We start from the raw sequence: 17,581 nt of genomic DNA, 5'->3' as shown, positions 1-17,581 counted from the left end.
GTTATAATCAAGGTATCAATGCCCAGAATCCGACTGGCCGCCGCGGCCGCCTGGGGATTTGCGGCCATTTTGATGGCACTCATTCAAAACATCATGGAGGAAACCATGCCTTACTCTGACCCAAAGTTGAAGATTTTTGCCTTGAACTCGAACAAGCCGCTGGCTGAAAAAATTGCGGCCGAAGTTGGCGTTGAACTCGGGAAGTCATCCGTGAACCGGTTCAGCGACGGCGAAATTCAGATCAACATCGAAGAAAGTATCCGTGGGGACGATATCTACCTGATCCAGTCCACCTCAGCCCCGGTCAACGACAACCTGATGGAGCTGTTGATCATGATCGACGCGCTGCGCCGGGCCTCCGCCCACACCATCAGCGTGGTCATGCCTTACTACGGTTACGCCCGTCAGGATCGCAAGGCGCGGTCGCGCGAACCGATCACGGCCAAGCTGGTCGCCAACATGCTCGAACGCGCCGGTGCCGACCGCGTCCTGGCGCTGGACCTGCACGCCGCCCAGATTCAAGGCTTCTTCGACATTCCGGTCGACCACTTGATGGGGGCGCCGCTTCTGGCGGATTACTTCATCCGCAACGGCTACGCCAACGCCGATACCGTGGTGGTTTCCCCTGACCACGGCGGCGTGACCCGGGCCCGCAAGCTGGCGGAGTTCCTCAAGGCGCCGATTGCCATCATCGACAAGCGCCGGCCGCGGCCGAACGTCGCCGAGGTCATGAACATCGTCGGGAAGGTTGACGGCAAGCGCTGCATCATCATCGACGACATGATCGACACCGCCGGCACCATCACCCTGGCCGCCCAGGCGCTGAAGAACGCCGGTGCCACCGAGGTGCTGGTCGCCGCGACCCACGCGATTTTCTCCGGTCCGGCCGTCGAACGCCTCGAAAACTCCGTGATCTCGCAGGTCGTGGTGACGGATTCGATCAACCTGCCGGAAGAGAAAAAGATGGACAAGCTGGTCATCGTCTCCGTCGGCCCCCTGATGGGTCGTGCGATCACCCGTATCCAGGAGAACAAGCCGGTTTCCCCGCTGTTCGAAAACCGCTTCACCAAGTAATTCAGACAAGCCAACACCCCGCATTCCAGTCGCTGGAATGCGGGGTGTTTTGTGACCCGGCGGAAACGGTGGCGCCGGACCGCTCGAGCGACGAAGTTGGTTGGCGCCGGTGCGGGTCCTGCGGCTGGTGGCGAGACGACCGGTTCCACCGGCCGCTCACCACACCGCGTGTTGCGCGTTGGCCTGCCACTGCGCAAACAGCCGGTGGCGGTAGCTCGTCTGGCCCAGCCTGGCGGGGTCGATGGCCAGCTGGCGCATCATCGCGCCGCCGGCTATGAACTGATGAGCGGAGACGCCGGCCAGCAGGTAGACCGGCCGCGTCAGCGCCTCGCGGCTGGTGACGTAGCGGTTCCACGCGGCCTGACGCGCTTCGGCCAGCTTGGCGTTCTCGCCCAGCAGCGTCGCGACCTGGGCCTGGTAGGCGGTGAAGGTCAGGCGGCCGGCCTGCAGCCGCTTGCCCAGCGTCGTGAGCGGGGCTTGGAGGGCGGCGGTCCGGGCCGGTACCTGGTCGGTAGCTGACGTGGCCGCCCGGGTCACCGAATGGTTCGCGGTTGACGCGGTCACCTGGTCGTTGGTTGACGCGGCCGCCCGGTCGGCGGTTGCCTTGACCGCCTGGTGCGAGGACGCGAGGCGAGCGGTGGCTGCCGCGGCTTGTTTGGCCTGCCGCCGGGTCAGCGCGGTGATTTTGGCCACCGCCACCGCCCGGGCCTGGCGCAGCGCAGCGACGCGCTTGGCCGCGATGACGCGAACCAGCCGGAGCCGGCCGGTCAGGCTGCCTTGCCAGCCCAGGCTGAGCTGCAGGCGAACCAAGGCGGCGTCGAAGGCCAAAAGCACCGGCACGTGTGGCTTGAGGTACAGGTCGCCGCTGAAGGTTTCTTCTTGCGCGTTGACTTTTTCCACGGCGGTTGCGGCCGCGACCGTCACTAACAGGCCGTCTTGGGCGTGGGGGCGGTCGCGGTCATCGAGCACCCAAGCGCTGGTCGCGCGGTCAACCGTGACCTCAAGCCGCTGGCGCTGCGGCCGCGGCCGGGTCTGCGCCAGGCTGGCGTGAAGCTGGATGCGGTAAGGCGTGAGCGGCGACGGTGCGGGGCTTGGCGGATCCAGCGGCAGCCCGGGATTGGCGTCAGCGGCCGGGGTGATGGTCGCCAGCAGCGCCGCCTGGTAGGCTGGGTCGGCCAGCCTGGCAAAGTCGACGGGGTAGACCGGCCGCTCGTCCGGCGGCGCCGCTTGAAGCAGCCTTAGTTGGGTCGGCTCGGCGATCACCAAGTGTTCCGGCGCCAAGGCGTCGAGTTCGGCGTAGACCTGGCGCATCAAGGCGATTTGGGCCTGCTGAACATGGGCGAGCTGAAGGCGAATTTTGGGCGGTAGCGGTCGGGCCAACGCCTCGACACGTTCCTGAAAAACGGCGAAGCCCAGCCGTCCGGCTTGATAGTCCGTGATGAGTTCGGCAATCATGCGTCGCCGTGCCGGCTTGTGAACCCACGTTAACCAGTTGGCGACTGCTTGGCCGGTGGTTAGTCGTGCCGTGTCGACGATTCGACGAATGGCAGTCAATGCGGCTACGGTTGGGAGTCCGCGCCACATTTCAAGGGTACCGGTGATCTGCAGCTGATCTCCGGTTCGCCACAGCAGGCCTAAGGGGGCGGTGGTGGGTTGAAAGGCGAGGTACGCTGGCGCCGCCGAGAGTTCAAACGTGGCATCTTCTGCCAGCGTAATCGCGGAGACGCGAACGGCTAGCCAGTGGCGTTGTACCGGTTCGAATGAAGGTGTGAGCAAATAACCGGAGTAGCCACCAGTAATCGTTGCAGTTAACCGCAGGGGGATTTTTGTCATTGAAGCACCTACCTTCCCGTTTTCGCCAGTATAACCGGCAATGGCCAAAATGTAACGAAATCTGCCTGAGGAGAACGTGTGAGCTTTAAAATTGACGGATGAATTGGCAGGGCTTACACTGATTTCAGATGATTGTCAACGGGCAGAGAAATCGCTGTGGCCGCAGCGATTGTGTCTCTACTGCTTAGGGGGAAGGTCCGGAGCATAAGCATCTCCAGTACCCCCACTCATGCCATGCCGTACCTGGCAACAACGCCGACGTTTTCGTGCAACGGCCTCCTCCGATTGGGGCCGACCACCAGGGTGTGGACCACCATCTTCCTGCCGCACAGTCCGGTGCCTACTCGCTTGCGAGGTAGCTGCGGTGCTGAACTGACAGGGGGCTTGTACCAGCTGGCACCGCGAGCCGACCTGTGCCGGCTCACAGGGGCCCAACCAGCGTCAATCACCAATCAGAAAGCCTTAGCCGCCGAGCGCCTGTCGCTGGGTGGCTTCGGCGCGTCCGGCGCAACGCCACGGTTGCGCCGGACGCTTTTTGATTGGCCCCATAGCAAGCAAACAGCACCCGGCCGCAATCCGGTCGGGTGCTGTTACTGGCGCTTCTTTTCGGCCTCGCGCTTGAGGAGGTCGGCGATGATCTCAGCCAGCGTGTGGGTGGCCATGCTGGCCTCGGCGTCGCGCTGCACCGAAGCGTAAAGGCTAGTCAGTGTGTCTTGGATGTTGCCGCCGACCCGGCACAGCGGGTTGGTCTTGGGGTCGATGTGCAACAGGTCGGGTTGCCCTTCGACGGCGCGGTAGACGTCCAGCAGGGTGATGGCGGCCGCCGGCTTGGCCAGCGTCGGGGCGACCTTGCCGGGCTGGCTGTTGAGCAGGCCGGCCTTGACCAGCTTGGCCATCAGCTGCCGCACCGCGCTGGGGTTGGCCTCAACGCTTCTGGCGATTGCGGTGCTGGACAGGTCGGTGCCGGCGTATATCTGGATGTAAGCGAGAATGTGAACCGCGTCGCTCAGCTTGTGCGAGTACTTCATGCCAGGTCGCCTCCCACCGGCTGCGGCCGGTATGCGCGGGTCAAAAACGCGGCCATGCCCTCCGGCTCGTCGCCGGTCAGCCGGTGGTAATCGGCGCTCACCCCGGCGAGCAGGCCCAGGGCCCCGGCGGCGTACATGCTGGCAAGCTCTGCCCCGTCGCCTTCCGCGGCGTAAATGCGGCCGAATTCGCGGTTAGACACCGGCGCGTACCCGATCGGCCGGCCGGAGACTTTGCTCATGATGCGGCCCAAAGCCGGCATGGACAGCGCGGTTGACTGGCTCAGCAGGTAGCTTTGGCCCCGGTCGCGCAGGGCCGGCTGGGTCGCCAAAGCGGCGATCGCGTTGGCGCTGTCGGCTTGCGTGATGAAGCTGAGCTTTTGGTCCCCGACCGGGTAGATCAGCGCCTGGCGCTCGATCAGCTCGGGCAGGTACGGCACCAAGGGGTCGGCGTACAGCGCGTTTTTGACCACGGCGTAGGTCAGGCCGCTGGTCGCCAGGCGCCTTGGCGCATACGCGTAGTACGGCGACATGACGAAGGGATTTTGCTCCTGGTCGGCAAAAAAGCTGACGAACACGACCCCCGCGACCCGAGCGGCGGTCAGCGCCTGAATCGTGTTTTCGAATTCCTGGATGCGCTGCGCGAGGTCGTAGGTCTTGCTGGGAATGACAATCACCACGTCCTGGCCGGTGAAGGCCGCCGTCATGCCGGCGACGCTCAGGTAGTCGCAGGCGACCACGCGAACGCCTGGGGCGAATCGTCCGGCCGCCTTGGCCGGGGTGTGGACGGCGGCGGTGACGGCGGTTGCGCCAACGCGTTCGCTGAGGCGTTCGACCACTCGCGAGCCGAGGTGGCCGGTGGCACCGGTGACAAGATAGTTCATGGTCAGTCCTCCTTAAGTAAGTGGTGCGTCTTGAGGTAGCGCCGCGCGACGGTGGCGGCCTTGCGGTGCTGCACCGTGACCTGGTAGTTCATCCGCTGCATATCCTGAGTCGAGATGCGGCCCTTCAGCCGGTTGAGGCTTCGCACCACCTGCGGATGCGCCTTGGCGAAGCTGGTCAGCATCAGCGGCGACCCTTGGTACGGCGGGAAAAAGGCCTGGGTGTCCTTGAGCAACACGAGGTGGTATTTGCGAATCTGCGGGTCGGTGGTGTAGGCGTCGGTGACGTCGAGGTCGCCTTGGGCAAGCGCCTGGTAGCGCAGCGACGGCTCCATGGTTTTGACGTCGGTGAAGGCCAGGTGGTAGGCCTTTTGCAAGCCGGGGTAGCCGTCTGCCTGCTGGTAAAAATCGGGGTCGAAGCCGGCGCGAAGTGCGGGATGCGCGGCCAGGTCGGCGATGGTCTTGAGGTGGTACTGGGCGGCGGTTTGGGCGGTGACGGTCAGGCCGTAGCCGTTTTGGTAGGCCATCGGCGGCATGAGCGTCATGTGATACTGCCGCGCAAGCGCCGCCTTGCCGTCTTGATAGGCCTGGGCCGGGTCGTGGCTGATCGCCTTGGGGGATTTAACCAAGGACTGCAGCACGGTGCCGGTGAACTCGGGGTAGAGGTCGATCTGCTTGGCCTTCAGCGCCTTGAACAAGAAGCTGGTGCCGCCGAAATTGCGCTTGAGCACGACGTTGAGGTGGGGCTGGTCGGCCTCAATCAGGTCCTTGTACAGGTTGATCAAAATCTCCGGTTCGCCGCCCATTTTGCCGGCGATCGTGATGGTCTCGGTCTTGGGGGCCGTGAGGGTCACGGTGGCGTAAGCGCCGCCGCCGACCACCACTAGCGCCGCCAGGCCGGCCAACAGGTGGCGCAGCTTCACCCGGGCGAGCAGCTTGATCAGGCCGCTGGCGATCAAGGCCAGGGCCGCCGACAGCACCGCGCCGATCAGCAGTGCCGCGTTGTTGTTGCTTTGAATCCCTAGCAGGATATAGGTCCCAAGACCGCCGCCGCCGATCAAGGCGGCCAGCGTCGCGGTGCCGATGATCATCACCACCCCGATGCGGATGCCGGAGATGATCATCGGGGCGGCCAGCGGCAACTGGACCCGCAGCAGCTTGTAGCGGCGAGAGACCCCCATTGCGTCGGCGGCCTCAATCAACAGCGGGTCGATGTTGGTCAGCCCGGCGTATGTATTTTGGAACACCGGCATGATCGCATACAGCACCAGCGCGATGATCGCCGGCACCGTGCCGATGCCGACGAAGGGAATCAGGAGCCCGAGGATCGCGAGGCTGGGGATGGTCTGGATGATGCTTGCGACCTGCAGCACGAACTCGCCGGCGCGGCGGTGGTTCATCAAGGCGATGGCCAAAGGAATCGCGATGACGATGGTCAACAGCGTGGCGATGGCGGCCACTTCGATGTGCTGGCCCAAGGCGACCAGCAGCTCGTGGCCGTTGGCGCGGGCGTAGTCTAGCGTTTGGTTAAGCATGTGCCGCCTCCTTGGATAGGGTGGCCAGGTAGCCGATCAGGTCGCCGGACCGCAGCTCATAGCCTGCGACCTGCACGACCAGGGCCGGATTAGCCTGCAGCGCCGCCGCCCAATCGTAAATCGAGGCGCCAGCGGCCCAGGGCTCACCGCCACCTGAAAGCGGGCCCCCGAAGCCGGCCGCCAGCACCTGGGCCAAGTTGCGCTCGCTTGCAATCACGTCCTTGAAGAAGTCGGCGACAAAGGCGTTGGCCGGATGCGCCAAGACCGCGTGGGGCTCGCCGACCTGCTGCAGCTGGCCGTTGTGCAAAACGGCCATGCGATCGGCCAGCCGCAGCGCCTCTTGCATGTCGTGGGTGACGAACAAGATGGTGGTGTCAAGCTGCTGATGCAACCGCAAAATCAGGGCCTGCAGCTGGCGCTTGGCCACCGGGTCAAGCGCCGAGAACGGCTCGTCCATCAGCATCAAAGTCGGGTTGGCCGCCAAGGCGCGAACGATGCCGACGCGCTGGGCCTCGCCGCCGGACAACTGCGCCGGTCGGCGGTCGGCGTACGTTTTGGGGTCTAGATCCACCAGCCGCAGCAGGTGCTCGAGGCGCGGGCGAATCTTCGCCTTGGGCCAACCCAGCGCCTCCAGCTGCACCGCCGCGTTTTGCATCACGGTCATGTTGGGGAACAAGGCGCTGGATTGCAGCACGTAGCCGATGTGGCGGCGCAGCGTCTGCAAGTTGCCGGCGGCGACGTCAACGCCGTCGAGCAGCACCTGGCCGCTGGTCGGCACGACCAGTCGGTTGACCGTTTTGAGCAGCGTCGTCTTGCCGCTGCCGGACGGGCCGACCAGCACGAACAGCTCGTGTGCGTCGACGCGCAGGTTGACGGCCTGCAGGGCGGCCGTTTCAGTGTATTGCTTGGTAATGTTGATGAATTCGATCACGTAGTCTGCCTCACTTGTCTTTGCTTGGACCTGTTGTTTTAATATTAACACCCAGGCCGTACGATGCAAGTTATTTTGAAAATAACTTGTTGCCGCAACAAAAACGCCTGACCGCAATCGCGTTGATTGCAGTCAGGCGCAGTGCATGGTAGTGGCCCAAAGCCTCGCGGGACTAGCCCACGATCAGGTAGGACTTGATGGCCTCGCGGCGGTCCATCGCCTCGTAGGCGGCCTGGATGTCAGCCAGCTTGAAGGACTTGGTGAAGACCTTGCCCGGGTGAATCTCACCCTTCAGCACGGCGTCGAGCAGCAGCTTTTTGTCGTAGGTGGTCACCGAGGCCGGGCCGCCGGCGATGCTGGTGTTGCGGAAAAAAAGCGGCGTCAGGTCCATCTTCGGGTTGTGCGGCACCCCGACGCGGCCGACGGTGGCACCGGGGCGGCCGCACTTGACGGCGGTGGCGACGGCCTGCTCGGTGCCGACGCACTCAAGCACCGCATCGGCACCAACGCCTTGGGTCAGGCTCATCACGTGAGCGACCCCCGTGTCGTCGCGTTCTTCGACGATGTCCGTGGCGCCGAATTCTTGCGCCAGGGCCTGGCGGTCGGCGTGGCGGCTCATCGCGATGATGCGCTTGGCACCGCGCATTTTGGCCGCGATCACGCCGCACAGGCCGACCGCGCCGTCGCCGACGACCACCACGGTGTCACCGGCCTGGACCCGGGCGACCCGAGCGGCGTGGTAGCCGGTGGCCATCACGTCGGCCAGGGCCAAAAGCGACTTGAGCATCGCCTCGCTGTAGTCTTCGGGCTTGCCCGGCACCTTGATCAGGGACCACTCGCCGTGCTGGTAGCGCATGTACTCGGCTTGGGCGCCGTCGCTGAAGTTGTCGGCGTGGCTGAGGCAGCCGCCCTCGAACCCGGCGCGGCAGGCGGCGCAGTGGCCGCAACCGTGGGTGAACGGCGCGATCACGAAGTCGCCTGGCACCAGCGTGGTGATGGCGTCACCGACGGCCTCGACTACGCCGATCGCCTCGTGGCCGCTGTTTTGGGAATGGGCGGCCACGTCGTCTTGGCCGCGGAAGCCCCAGAGGTCGGAGCCGCAGACGCAGGCGCGAACGACGCGAATGATTACGTCGTCCGGCGCCTGAAGCGTCGGCTTGGCGACGTCTTCAATGGCGACTTGACCGGGTTGGATAAAAATGGTGTCTTTCATGTGTTGCCTCCATGGAATGTGTTGTGGTAGATGCGGTGAAACCTGACACCGCCAGCGCCGCGGCTTGATGCCGCTTGGATCGGTCCAAGCCCGGCAGCGGTCGGTCCCACCACACCGGTTGTCGCTAGCATAGCACCTTGGAGTGGGTCTAAGGCAAGCGGCAGTTGCGCTTTTTTTGCGCAGTAGCAAAAAAAACGCCTGACCACAGGTTGCGGTCAGGCGGTGAGAATGGGTTGTTCGGGTGTTGCAGCAGCGTCACGCCACAATCCGCCCCCCGATGTTCAGCCGGTTGCGGCCGGCGCGTTTGGCCTCGTACAGGAAGTGGTCGACGCGCTTGTAGACGTCCAGGTAGTTGAGGTCGGCGGGAATCGCCTCGGCGAGGCCGACGGACACCGTGATTGAGAACGTGTGATCCGCCGCCGTGAAGGTCAAGGCGTCGAGCTTGGCCTTCAGCGCCTGGGCCACCTCAAGCGCCGCGTCTTGGGGCAGGGCGGTGACGGCGATGCAAAACTCCTCGCCGCCCAGCCGGTAGGCCGCGGCGGTTTGCGGCAGGGCCTGGGCGAAGGCCGCGGTGGCTTGGCCGACGCCCTTGAGCACCGCGTTGCCGACGAGGTGGTCGTAGGTGTCGTTGATCCGCTTGAACCAGTCGATATCAAGCTCCAGCAGCGTCAGGCCGGTGCCGTTTTGGCGGTAGCCGGCGTAGCGGGTGTGCATGTCGTGGTCGAAGGTGCGAAAATTCTTCAGCCCGGTCAGCTCGTCCAGCTCGATCTGCGACTCGACGCGCAGCTGGCTCACGAGAAGCATCCGGAAGTACTCGTAGGCGCCAACGGCAATCACCACAAAGGCGATGATCTGCCGCGACCAAAAGCCGGCAAAGTCCAGGCTGCCGCCGATCACCCACATCAGCCCCATCGCCAGGGCCCCGGCCAGCGCCAGGCTGCCTAGCATCACCGCGTGGTTGCGCCAGAAGCGGTAGCCGCCAAAGCTGGCGAAGCCCTGCACCAGAATCAGCCCGGCGAGCAGCGCCAGAACGCCGGCGTCGGCCGGCCGCCCATGAACCAGGTGTAGCCCAGCGTCTCCAGCACCCCGATGACGAACTGCCAGCGGTTGGCCAACAGCAGATCGAAGATGAAAATCGCGACCACCAGCAGGTTCAGCCCGGTCCAGTGCAGCCCGAGCAGCGGCGTGGTGAAGTGGCTGTTCAAGGCCGCCAGCACCAGCGCGTAACCGGTGTAGGCCGCGGCCAGCAGGATCTCCAGCAGGTCGTGGTACTTGGCGACCAGCGGGGTCTTGTTGTCCCAAATCCAGTAGATGAAAGATAAAATACCGAACAGCACCACCAGGTTGGTGACCGTGCTGAACCCAAAACTCAAGGTGACCCATGTGGCTTCGCTCACGTGACGACCCGCTTTCCCCAAGCGGCGACCGATGCGGCCGCCAGCGGTTGTATAACTTCATTCTACTTGATTCACGCCGGCGATAACAGGGGCAAGCGGCGGCTAGACACAATGTGGCTATTTATATAGAAGATTTCGGTCACGCCAAAACCCCTTCGCGAGGGGGCGAAGGGGCGAGTCGGACGTTAATCGGCGGGTTACAGGCGCTTGAACACCGGAATGCGTTCGAGCGGGGCGGCCGCCGTGACGGTTTGGCCGCCGGCGTAGGTCTGGCCGTCGTCGACGTTTTGCCACGAGCCGGCCGGCAGGTAGACGCTGCGGTTGCGAACGCCAGCATGCAGCACCGGGGCGACCAGGTAGTCGGCCCCGAACATGTACTGGTCCTGCAGCTCCCAGGCCTTCGGGTCGTCCGGGAACTCGTAGAACATCGTCCGCAACAGCGGGGCACCACTTGCCGAGGCCTGCTTGAACAGGTCGGCGACGTAAGGCTTGAGGCCGTCGCGGATCTTCAGCTGGTCCTTCATGATCGCAAAGGCGTCGTCGCCGTAGCTCCACAGTTCGTTGGGATGCCCGGTGTAAAGGCTGCCGCCGCCGTGATCGGAGTCGGACAAAGCCGGAATGTCGTGGGGACCGCGGTCGCCGTGCATCCGCACGAACGGGGTGTAAACGGCGAACTCGAACCAGCGCAACAGCAGCTCCTTGAAGCTCGGATCCTTGACGTCGTCGGTCATGAAGCCGCCGATGTCGGTGGTCCACCAGGGAATGCCGGCCAGGCCCATGTTCAGCCCTGCGGCCACCTGGTCCTCAAGCGCGGCGAAGGTGCTCGGCACGTCGCCGGACCAGATCAACGTTGAATACTTTTGGCTGCCGGCCCAGCCGGACCGCACCAGGTGCAGGCGCGGCTGACCCGGCCGCTCGGCCTCGATGCCGTCTTCGAAGGCACGGACGTACAGCTGCGGGTAGATGTTGGTGACCTCAAGCGCCGGGCCGAGGTAGTAGCGGTAGTTGTCGTAGTCGTAGACCGCGTAGTCGGGCTCGGCGTTGTCCAGCCAAAAGGCGTCGATGCCAAAATCGTAGTAGTTGGCCTTGCACTTCTCCCAGATGAACTTGCGAGCCGCCGGGTTGGTGCAGTCGATCTCCAGGCAGTCGCCTTGGAAGTCGTAGGTCTGAATCGAGCCGCGTTCGGTGCGAATCAGGTAGCCCTTGTCGTACATCTCGCCGAAGTTTTCGGACTTGCGGTCGACGGATGGCCAAACGGAGACGACGACCTTGGTGCCCATCGCGTGCAGTTCGTCGCACATCGCCTTGGGATCCGGCCAGTAGTCGCGGTCGAAGTGCCAGTCGCCTTGGCGGGTCCAGTGAAAGAAGTCGATGACGATGATGTCCAGCGGAATGCCGAGCTTCCGGTACTTGCGGGCGACCTCCAGCACCTCGTCTTGGGTGCGGTAGCGCAGCTTCGATTGCCACAGCCCGAGCAGCTTGTCCGGCACGGCCGGGGCCCGGCCGGTCACGGCCGTGTAGTTCTCGACGATGTGGGCCGGGTCATCGGCGACGGTCAGCCAGTAGTCCAGCTGCTTGGTCGCAGCCGCATGCCACTCGGTCATGTTCTTGCCGAAGGTGACGGAACCGACGCCGGGGTGGTTCCACAAGAAGCCGTAGCCCAGGCTCGACACGGCGAAAGGCACGGTGACCTGGGAGTTGCGCTGGGCAAGCTCCAGGGTGCAGCCTTTGAGGTCGAGGTATTTTTGCTGGTACTGGCCCATGCCAAAAATCTTCTCGCCGTCGTTGGAATCAAAGCGCAAGGTCAGCCCGTAGTCGCCGCCGACAATCGGCTTCCAGTCACGGGCGATGATCTTCAGGCAGCGCGACTCGTCGCTTTCGGTGCCGAAGTACGAGCGGTAGTACTCGCGCAAAATCAGCTTGCCGTCCCGGAAAAAACTCAGGACCCCGGCCGCGTTGACCGTCGCCTGCAGCCGGCCGTTGGTAATCGCGGCGGTGCCGGCCTCATCGTTAATCGTGATGGCGGCCTGGCGCTGGGCAGCCGGCACCGGCTCGCTTAGGGCCCAGTCGTTGGCCGTAAAGGTCGGGTACTCGGTGACGCGAACGCGCAAGGCGTCTTGGCCCCAGGCCTCCAAGCGCAGCGTTTCGTTTTGGTGGCCGATCACAAGGGCCCCGTTATCATTGGTGTATTGCATGGTTTGCCTCCGTATTAACACGTTGATGATTTCGTGAAATCGCTTATAATGCTAATATAAGGCCTGAAGCCGGCCGTGACTTGAATGAAATTGACCACTTCTAACACGATATTGACAAGGAGGCTGCCATGCCCAATCTGACGTTACGCGAACAAGAACCCCACGGCACCGCGCTGTTTCCGCTGCGGGTGCATGAATTCACCACCGATGCGCTGCGCAGCGAGCGGGTGCCGGCCCACTGGCACCCGGAATGCGAGCTGCTGGTGGTGATGGAAGGGGAAGCGGCGCTGCACGTCGACGGCCGGACGGTGGCGCTTGGCCTGGGCGACATCGCGCTGCTGTTGCCCGATCAGCTCCATGCGATTACCGCGCCGGTCGGCACCCCCTTTGGGTTTTACGCCATCGTCTTTGACCCGGTGTTCATCCGCTCGGCGGCGCCGGATGCGGTGCAGCAGCGTTACTTGGACCCGGTGCTGCAGCACCGAGTGACGCTGCCCGTCAGGTTTGCGCCGGCCGATGCCGCCTACCGGGCGCTGCGCCGGGCCCTCGACGCGATTCGCGTCAGCGGCACGGCGGAGCAGCCGGGCTTTGAGCTGAGCGTGAAGGCGCAGCTCTACCTGGTTTGGGCGGCGCTTTGGGCGGCGCGGCTGGGCGTGACCCCGGCCGCTTCGGTGCCAAGCGCCCATGTCGACCTGGCCAAGGCCGTGATGGCGACCATTCGCACCCATTACGCCGAGCCCTTGACCTTGGCGGGGCTGGCCGACGAATTCAGCCTGTCCAAAAGCCACCTGTGCCGAATTTTCAAGGCGGCGACCAAGGCGACCGTGACGGATTACCTCAATGACCAGCGCATCGAGCAGGCCCAAGCCCGGCTGCGCGACACGTCGCTTGCGGTGGGGGAAATCGCCGGGCAGTGCGGCTTCAACAACATCTCCTACTTCAACAAGCTCTTCTTGCGCCGCTGCCACCAGACGCCTCGCGCCTACCGCGCCGCGCATCAGGGGTAGGCCGGGTGGGAGCACCAACCTGAGGCGAGCCGGCGCGGCTGGCTGCTGGTCGGCCGCCGCGTCAAAACGGCTGACGCGGGTCAACACCGGTGCCACAATATTTTTCGCGCGTTCCTTCAATAAGGGGCGCGTTTTTTGTGTCGCCGCTTAAAAATGAATGCGCTTGCGTTCGCCGCAAAATACGCTATGATGAACCTGAATCTTGTTCGTAAGCTATACGAACGAACCTTTAGGAGGCCATGATGACATATCAAAATCCTGTTGTGCCGGGCTTTTACCCGGATCCGAGTGCCATTCGCGTCGGCGACACCTACTACTTGGTGAACAGCTCGTTCAACTACTTTCCCGGGGTGCCGCTGTTTGAAAGCCACGACCTGGTGAACTGGACGCAGATCGGCCACGTCCTGACGCGGCCGAGCCAGCTGCCGCTTGGTGGCTCCAACACCAGCGGTGGCATCTACGCCCCGACGTTGCGCTACCACGCCGGGCGCTTTTACATGGTCACCACCAACGTCGATCACAACGGCAACTTCTACGTCTACACCGACGACATTCACGGCGAGTGGTCCGACCCGATCCCAGTCGAGCAAGGCGGCATCGACCCGTCCCTGTATTTTGAAGGCGACAAGGCCTACTTCATGAGCAACGGCGACGACGACGAAGGTAACCACGGCATCACCCAGTGCGAAATCGACATCGCAACCGGCAAGAAGCTCACGCCGTCCAAGGTGATCTGGACCGGTGCCGGCGGCCGCTACCTGGAAGGGCCGCACCTGTACAAGGTTGATGGGTACTACTACCTGCTGGCCAGCGAAGGCGGCACCGAGTACGGCCACATGATGGTCTACGCCCGAGGCGACGCACCGTTCGGCCCATTCGTTAACTACGCCCACAATCCGGTGTTGACCAACCGCAACCTCGGCGGCTACCAGATTCAAGGCACCGGCCACGCCGACCTGGTCGACGACGGCCACGGCCACTGGTTCCTGATTCACCTGGCCTTTCGCCAGCTGGACCGCTGGATTCAACAGCACACGATGGGGCGTGAAACCTACCTGACGCCGGTCACCTTCGACCAAGACGGCTGGTTCACCGCCGGCGACCACGGTACCACCCGGGCGACCATGACGGCCCCGGGGCTGGAAAACGTGCAGCAGCACTCGCCGCTGGTGCCGCTGAGCTTCCACAACACGACCATCGGCCGCGAGTGGGTGACCCTGCGCGAACCGGACAACGACCGCTACTGCTTCGATCAGTCCGTGCTGGCGATGCGGCCCAACCAGGCCGCGCTTGAGGAGACCCAGGTCAGCCCGACCGCCTTGTTCATGCGCCAACGCGCCTTTTTCTCGACGGTGCAAGTGACCGTTGACGTGCCGGCCAACGCCGCCGGGCTGAGCGCCTACATGACCGAGGCCCAACACTACGACGCGATCGTTGAGCGGGTCGGGGACCAGGTGAAAGTCGCCCGGCGCCTGCGCGTCGGCCCGGCCACGACGCTGGATCACGTGCGGCTTTTGCCGGCCGGCCCGGTGACCCTGGGCCTTGAAACCACCAACTACACCTACCACTTCTTCGCGGAAGCCCAAGGCAAGCGCTACGACCTCGGCGAGGCTCAGGCCCAGTACCTGTCATCCGAGCTGGCCGGCAATTTCACCGGTGTGATGCTCGGCTTGTTCACCGAGCAAACCGACGCGCCGGATGCCGACTGGATTACCTTCACCGACTTTTCGCTGACGTTCCCAAAGGAGGATGACGCGCAATGAACGCACGAGATAAGGCCACCAAGCTGGTTGCCAAGCTGACGTTGGCCGAGAAAATCGGCCTGCTGTCGCGGCAGCAAAAGCCGGTTCCGCGGTTGCACCTGGGGGCCTTTAACATCGGCGGCGAAGCGGCTCACGGCATCGTCGACCGCGAGCGATACCACCTGACCAGCCTGCCGATTCCCTTGACGCTCGCCCAGACCTGGGACCCAGAGCTCGCCCAACAAGCCGGCCACGTGGTCGGCACCGAGGCCCGAGCCCTGTACAACATCACCGGCCGAACGGGGCGGCTGATGCCTTGGGCCCCGACCATCGATATGGAGCGCGATCCGCGCTGGGGCCGCAACGAAGAGGCTTACGGCGAGGATCCCAGGCTTGCCGGCAGCGTGGCCGGGGGCTACATCGACGGGATGCAAGGCGACGGCGACTTTCTGCTGGTCGCAGCGGCGCCGAAGCACTTCATGGCCAACAACACCGAGGCCAAGCGCGGCAGCGAATCCAACTCGCTGACGCCGCACATGAAGCACGAGTACTACCTGCGGCCCTTCAAGTTCGCCTTTCGCGACCACCACGCCCAGTCGATGATGACCGGCTACAACGGCGTCAACGGGGTGCCGATGATGCAGTCGCCGGAACTGAAGGCGACGGTCAAAGGCGCCTGGGGGATGGACGGCTGCATCGTGACCGACGGCGGTGCCTTGACCCTGAACGTCGAGGATTACCACTACTACGACCGCTTCGAAGACGCGCTGGCTGACGCCTTGAAAAAGGGCATCGACTGCTTCGTCGACGAGCCCGACAAGGTCGAAGCCGCCGCTTTCGCCGCCTTGGCCGAGGGACAAATCAGCGTTCAAGACATCACCCGAGCCGTCACCAACACGCTGACGGTTCGCGCCCGGCTGGGGCAGCTGGAAGACGTCGAGCCCTTCGCCGAGTACGACCAGGCGACCATCGGCACCGCCGCCAGCGACGCGGTGGTGCAGGCGGTCACGGCCGGCGGCACGGTCCTGCTTGAAAACCACGACAAGACGCTGCCGCTGACGGCCCAAGACCGGGTGCTTTTGACCGGTCCCGCCGCCGATCGCTTCGTGCGGGACTGGTACGCGACGCTGCCGCAAAACACCGAGACGCTGTCGCAGGGCCTGCAAAAGGCCCTGGGCTCACGCCTCGACGTGGTCAACAGCAACGACTTTGCGACGCTTGCGCTGGATCCGGCCGTGCCGGCCCAGCCGGGGCTGGCCAAGTTGACCTACGAAATCGAGCGGCTACAGGAAGGTCAGGTCTTCTTGCGCGATCGCGCGAGTCACCGCTACCTGCGCCTGACCGAAGACGGCCACCTGGAACTCAACGGTACCGAGGTCTACGACTGGGTAATCCGCGAAGCTTTCGTGTTGGACGGGGACGGGCAACTGTTCGCCGTGGCGCATGATTTTGCCGCCAGCGACCGCAACTCGCTTCACGCCGGCGGTCGCGGCCGCCGCATCGGGCAGGTCACCGTGGTGGACGCGGGGCAGGCCCGGGTGCTGGCCGCCTTGCCGGGCCACACCAAGGCCGTGGTCGCCGCGGGCAACCACCCGCTGTTGATCGCGCGGGAAACCGAGGACCGCCCGGACATCGCGCTGCCCCAGGCCCAAGAGGCCCTGATCGACGTGGTGCATGACACCGGGGTGCAGACGGCGGCGGTTCTGATCGCCGGCTACCCCTTCGACGTCTCCAAGCTGCGCTGCGACGCCTTGCTGACCGTGGGTTACGCCGGCCAGTCGCTGGGCACCGCGCTGGCCAACGTGTTGACCGGCGTCACGCCACCGACGGGCAAGCTCGCCCAGACCTGGTACAACGCCGCCTGGCAGGGCGGGTCCATGCGCGAATACGACATCGAAAAGCGCCGCTTGACCTACCAGTACGTCGACCAAGCGGAGGTGTCTTACCCGTTCGGCTACGGGCTGACTTACGGCCAGCTGCGGTTGCTGGAGGCCGCGGTTCACCGCGCCGACACGCGGTTGACCATCAGCGTGGATGTCGCCAACCACGAGGACTTTGCCGTGACCGACACCGTGCAGGCCTACCTGAATGCGACCAACCTGGCCGGCCGCGCCGATCGCCGCCAGCTGGTGGCCTTTCAGAAGCTGACGCTTGAGCCAGGCGCCACCGCCCAGCTGACGTTAACGGCCGACCTCAAGGACTTCGCCTGGTACGACGGCAAGCGCCGCCGGCCGTTTTTCCCGCTGGGTGATTACACGCTCAGCGTCGGCTTTGACGCCTTCGACCACGCCGCCGTGCTGGGCTTGCCGCACCTCGGCCAGGCTGAGGTGCCTTACGACCTCGCGCAGCCGCTGGCGGCCCGGGCCTTTGACGCAAGCGAGGCGGCCACTGTGACCACCAAGGCCGCTCACTACGAAGTCGTGGCCCTGGCACCCGGCGGCCAGGTGACGTATGATCACCTGCGCATCAATGGTGCCGTCGCGGTTTGGCTGTATGCGGAACAAGGCGGCAAACTAAAAGCCGCGTCGGGGAACGAGACGGCCGAGACGGCGTTTGAGGGTGCAGGTTGGTTGCAACCAATAAGCCTGGCCTTGACTGGCGGACTAGACCAAACACTGCGGCTGAGCGCCGATGTGCCGGTAACACTAGTCCGCATGAACACTGGGGTTACGGCCTAATTTCAAATTGGTTAGTAAATTATATTTACAAATCAACGAAAGCGATTTATAATACTCAATGTTGAAGCGC

The 17,581-nt window shown here is 64.1% G+C and carries 13 protein-coding genes; 4 read left to right on the top strand and 9 right to left on the bottom strand.

Annotation, left to right across the window (positions count from 1 at the left end):
* The first annotated feature begins 105 nt into the window (after positions 1 to 105).
* Positions 106 to 1,074 carry a ribose-phosphate diphosphokinase gene (locus ACYVRZ_RS04890; RefSeq protein ID WP_262315163.1) on the top strand — a complete coding sequence of 323 codons (969 nt, stop codon included), beginning with the start codon at positions 106 to 108 and terminating at the stop codon, positions 1,072 to 1,074.
* A 156-nt stretch (positions 1,075 to 1,230) separates the two neighbouring features.
* Here the strand turns inward: ACYVRZ_RS04890 and ACYVRZ_RS04885 are convergent, their stop codons facing one another.
* The 9 genes from ACYVRZ_RS04885 to ACYVRZ_RS04845 form a co-directional block, all read right to left on the bottom strand.
* Positions 1,231 to 2,529, bottom strand: a complete 1,299-nt coding sequence (locus ACYVRZ_RS04885) for a hypothetical protein (protein WP_461225326.1) — start codon at positions 2,527 to 2,529, stop codon at positions 1,231 to 1,233.
* 968 nt (positions 2,530 to 3,497) lie between these two features.
* Positions 3,498 to 3,935 carry an Rrf2 family transcriptional regulator gene (locus ACYVRZ_RS04880; RefSeq protein ID WP_461225325.1) on the bottom strand — a complete coding sequence of 146 codons (438 nt, stop codon included), beginning with the start codon at positions 3,933 to 3,935 and terminating at the stop codon, positions 3,498 to 3,500.
* Entirely contained in the window at positions 3,932 to 4,816 is an 885-nt protein-coding gene (locus tag ACYVRZ_RS04875) for an NAD(P)H-binding protein (RefSeq protein WP_461225323.1), read from the bottom strand. Before ACYVRZ_RS04875 ends, ACYVRZ_RS04880 begins: the two co-directional genes overlap by 4 nt.
* Positions 4,817 to 4,818: 2 nt before the next feature.
* Positions 4,819 to 6,348, bottom strand: coding sequence for an ABC transporter permease/substrate-binding protein (locus ACYVRZ_RS04870; RefSeq protein WP_461225321.1), 1,530 nt, complete (start codon positions 6,346 to 6,348; stop codon positions 4,819 to 4,821).
* On the bottom strand, positions 6,341 to 7,279 hold the full coding sequence (locus tag ACYVRZ_RS04865; protein ID WP_461225319.1) for an ABC transporter ATP-binding protein: 939 nt from the start codon (positions 7,277 to 7,279) through the stop codon (positions 6,341 to 6,343). Before ACYVRZ_RS04865 ends, ACYVRZ_RS04870 begins: the two co-directional genes overlap by 8 nt.
* Before the next feature lie 172 nt (positions 7,280 to 7,451).
* A complete protein-coding gene (locus ACYVRZ_RS04860) occupies positions 7,452 to 8,492 on the bottom strand; it encodes a zinc-binding dehydrogenase (RefSeq protein ID WP_461225317.1) in 1,041 nt (346 codons plus the stop codon).
* A gap of 255 nt (positions 8,493 to 8,747) precedes the next feature.
* Positions 8,748 to 9,494: a GGDEF domain-containing protein gene (locus tag ACYVRZ_RS04855; protein ID WP_461225315.1), complete on the bottom strand. Its 747-nt coding sequence runs from the start codon at positions 9,492 to 9,494 to the stop codon at positions 8,748 to 8,750.
* 5 nt (positions 9,495 to 9,499) lie between these two features.
* Positions 9,500 to 9,889 carry a hypothetical protein gene (locus tag ACYVRZ_RS04850; RefSeq protein WP_461225313.1) on the bottom strand — a complete coding sequence of 130 codons (390 nt, stop codon included), beginning with the start codon at positions 9,887 to 9,889 and terminating at the stop codon, positions 9,500 to 9,502.
* A gap of 197 nt (positions 9,890 to 10,086) precedes the next feature.
* A complete protein-coding gene (locus ACYVRZ_RS04845) occupies positions 10,087 to 12,084 on the bottom strand; it encodes a glycoside hydrolase family 31 protein (protein WP_461225311.1) in 1,998 nt (665 codons plus the stop codon).
* A gap of 128 nt (positions 12,085 to 12,212) precedes the next feature.
* Here ACYVRZ_RS04845 and ACYVRZ_RS04840 point away from each other — a divergent pair, with 128 nt between their 5' ends.
* The 3 genes from ACYVRZ_RS04840 to ACYVRZ_RS04830 all read left to right on the top strand — a co-directional run bounded on the left by ACYVRZ_RS04840 (position 12,213) and on the right by ACYVRZ_RS04830 (position 17,511).
* Complete coding sequence (locus ACYVRZ_RS04840) at positions 12,213 to 13,091, top strand: helix-turn-helix transcriptional regulator (RefSeq protein ID WP_461225309.1); 879 nt, start codon at positions 12,213 to 12,215, stop codon at positions 13,089 to 13,091.
* Between the two features lie 242 nt (positions 13,092 to 13,333).
* Positions 13,334 to 14,854, top strand: a complete 1,521-nt coding sequence (locus ACYVRZ_RS04835; RefSeq protein ID WP_461225307.1) for a glycoside hydrolase family 43 protein — start codon at positions 13,334 to 13,336, stop codon at positions 14,852 to 14,854.
* Positions 14,851 to 17,511 (top strand): glycoside hydrolase family 3 N-terminal domain-containing protein, encoded by a 2,661-nt coding sequence (locus ACYVRZ_RS04830; protein ID WP_461225305.1) that lies wholly within the window; start codon positions 14,851 to 14,853, stop codon positions 17,509 to 17,511. The genes ACYVRZ_RS04835 and ACYVRZ_RS04830 overlap by 4 nt, the downstream gene beginning before the upstream one ends.
* Positions 17,512 to 17,581 lie beyond the last annotated feature (70 nt).

This window comes from Lacticaseibacillus suihuaensis, from assembly GCF_054785075.1.
Note: the sequence above shows the minus strand (reverse complement) of the source record. Positions and strands in the feature narration are given on the sequence as shown.

Coding starts and splice junctions, on each gene's coding strand:
- ACYVRZ_RS04885 (WP_461225326.1), bottom strand. CDS start 2,529: ATGATTGCCGAACTCATCACGGACTATCAAGCCGGACGGCTGGGCTTC.
- ACYVRZ_RS04870 (WP_461225321.1), bottom strand. CDS start 6,348: ATGCTTAACCAAACGCTAGACTACGCCCGCGCCAACGGCCACGAGCTG.
- ACYVRZ_RS04875 (WP_461225323.1), bottom strand. CDS start 4,816: ATGAACTATCTTGTCACCGGTGCCACCGGCCACCTCGGCTCGCGAGTG.
- ACYVRZ_RS04890 (WP_262315163.1), top strand. CDS start 106: ATGCCTTACTCTGACCCAAAGTTGAAGATTTTTGCCTTGAACTCGAAC.
- ACYVRZ_RS04860 (WP_461225317.1), bottom strand. CDS start 8,492: ATGAAAGACACCATTTTTATCCAACCCGGTCAAGTCGCCATTGAAGAC.
- ACYVRZ_RS04845 (WP_461225311.1), bottom strand. CDS start 12,084: ATGCAATACACCAATGATAACGGGGCCCTTGTGATCGGCCACCAAAAC.
- ACYVRZ_RS04840 (WP_461225309.1), top strand. CDS start 12,213: ATGCCCAATCTGACGTTACGCGAACAAGAACCCCACGGCACCGCGCTG.
- ACYVRZ_RS04835 (WP_461225307.1), top strand. CDS start 13,334: ATGACATATCAAAATCCTGTTGTGCCGGGCTTTTACCCGGATCCGAGT.
- ACYVRZ_RS04830 (WP_461225305.1), top strand. CDS start 14,851: ATGAACGCACGAGATAAGGCCACCAAGCTGGTTGCCAAGCTGACGTTG.
- ACYVRZ_RS04880 (WP_461225325.1), bottom strand. CDS start 3,935: ATGAAGTACTCGCACAAGCTGAGCGACGCGGTTCACATTCTCGCTTAC.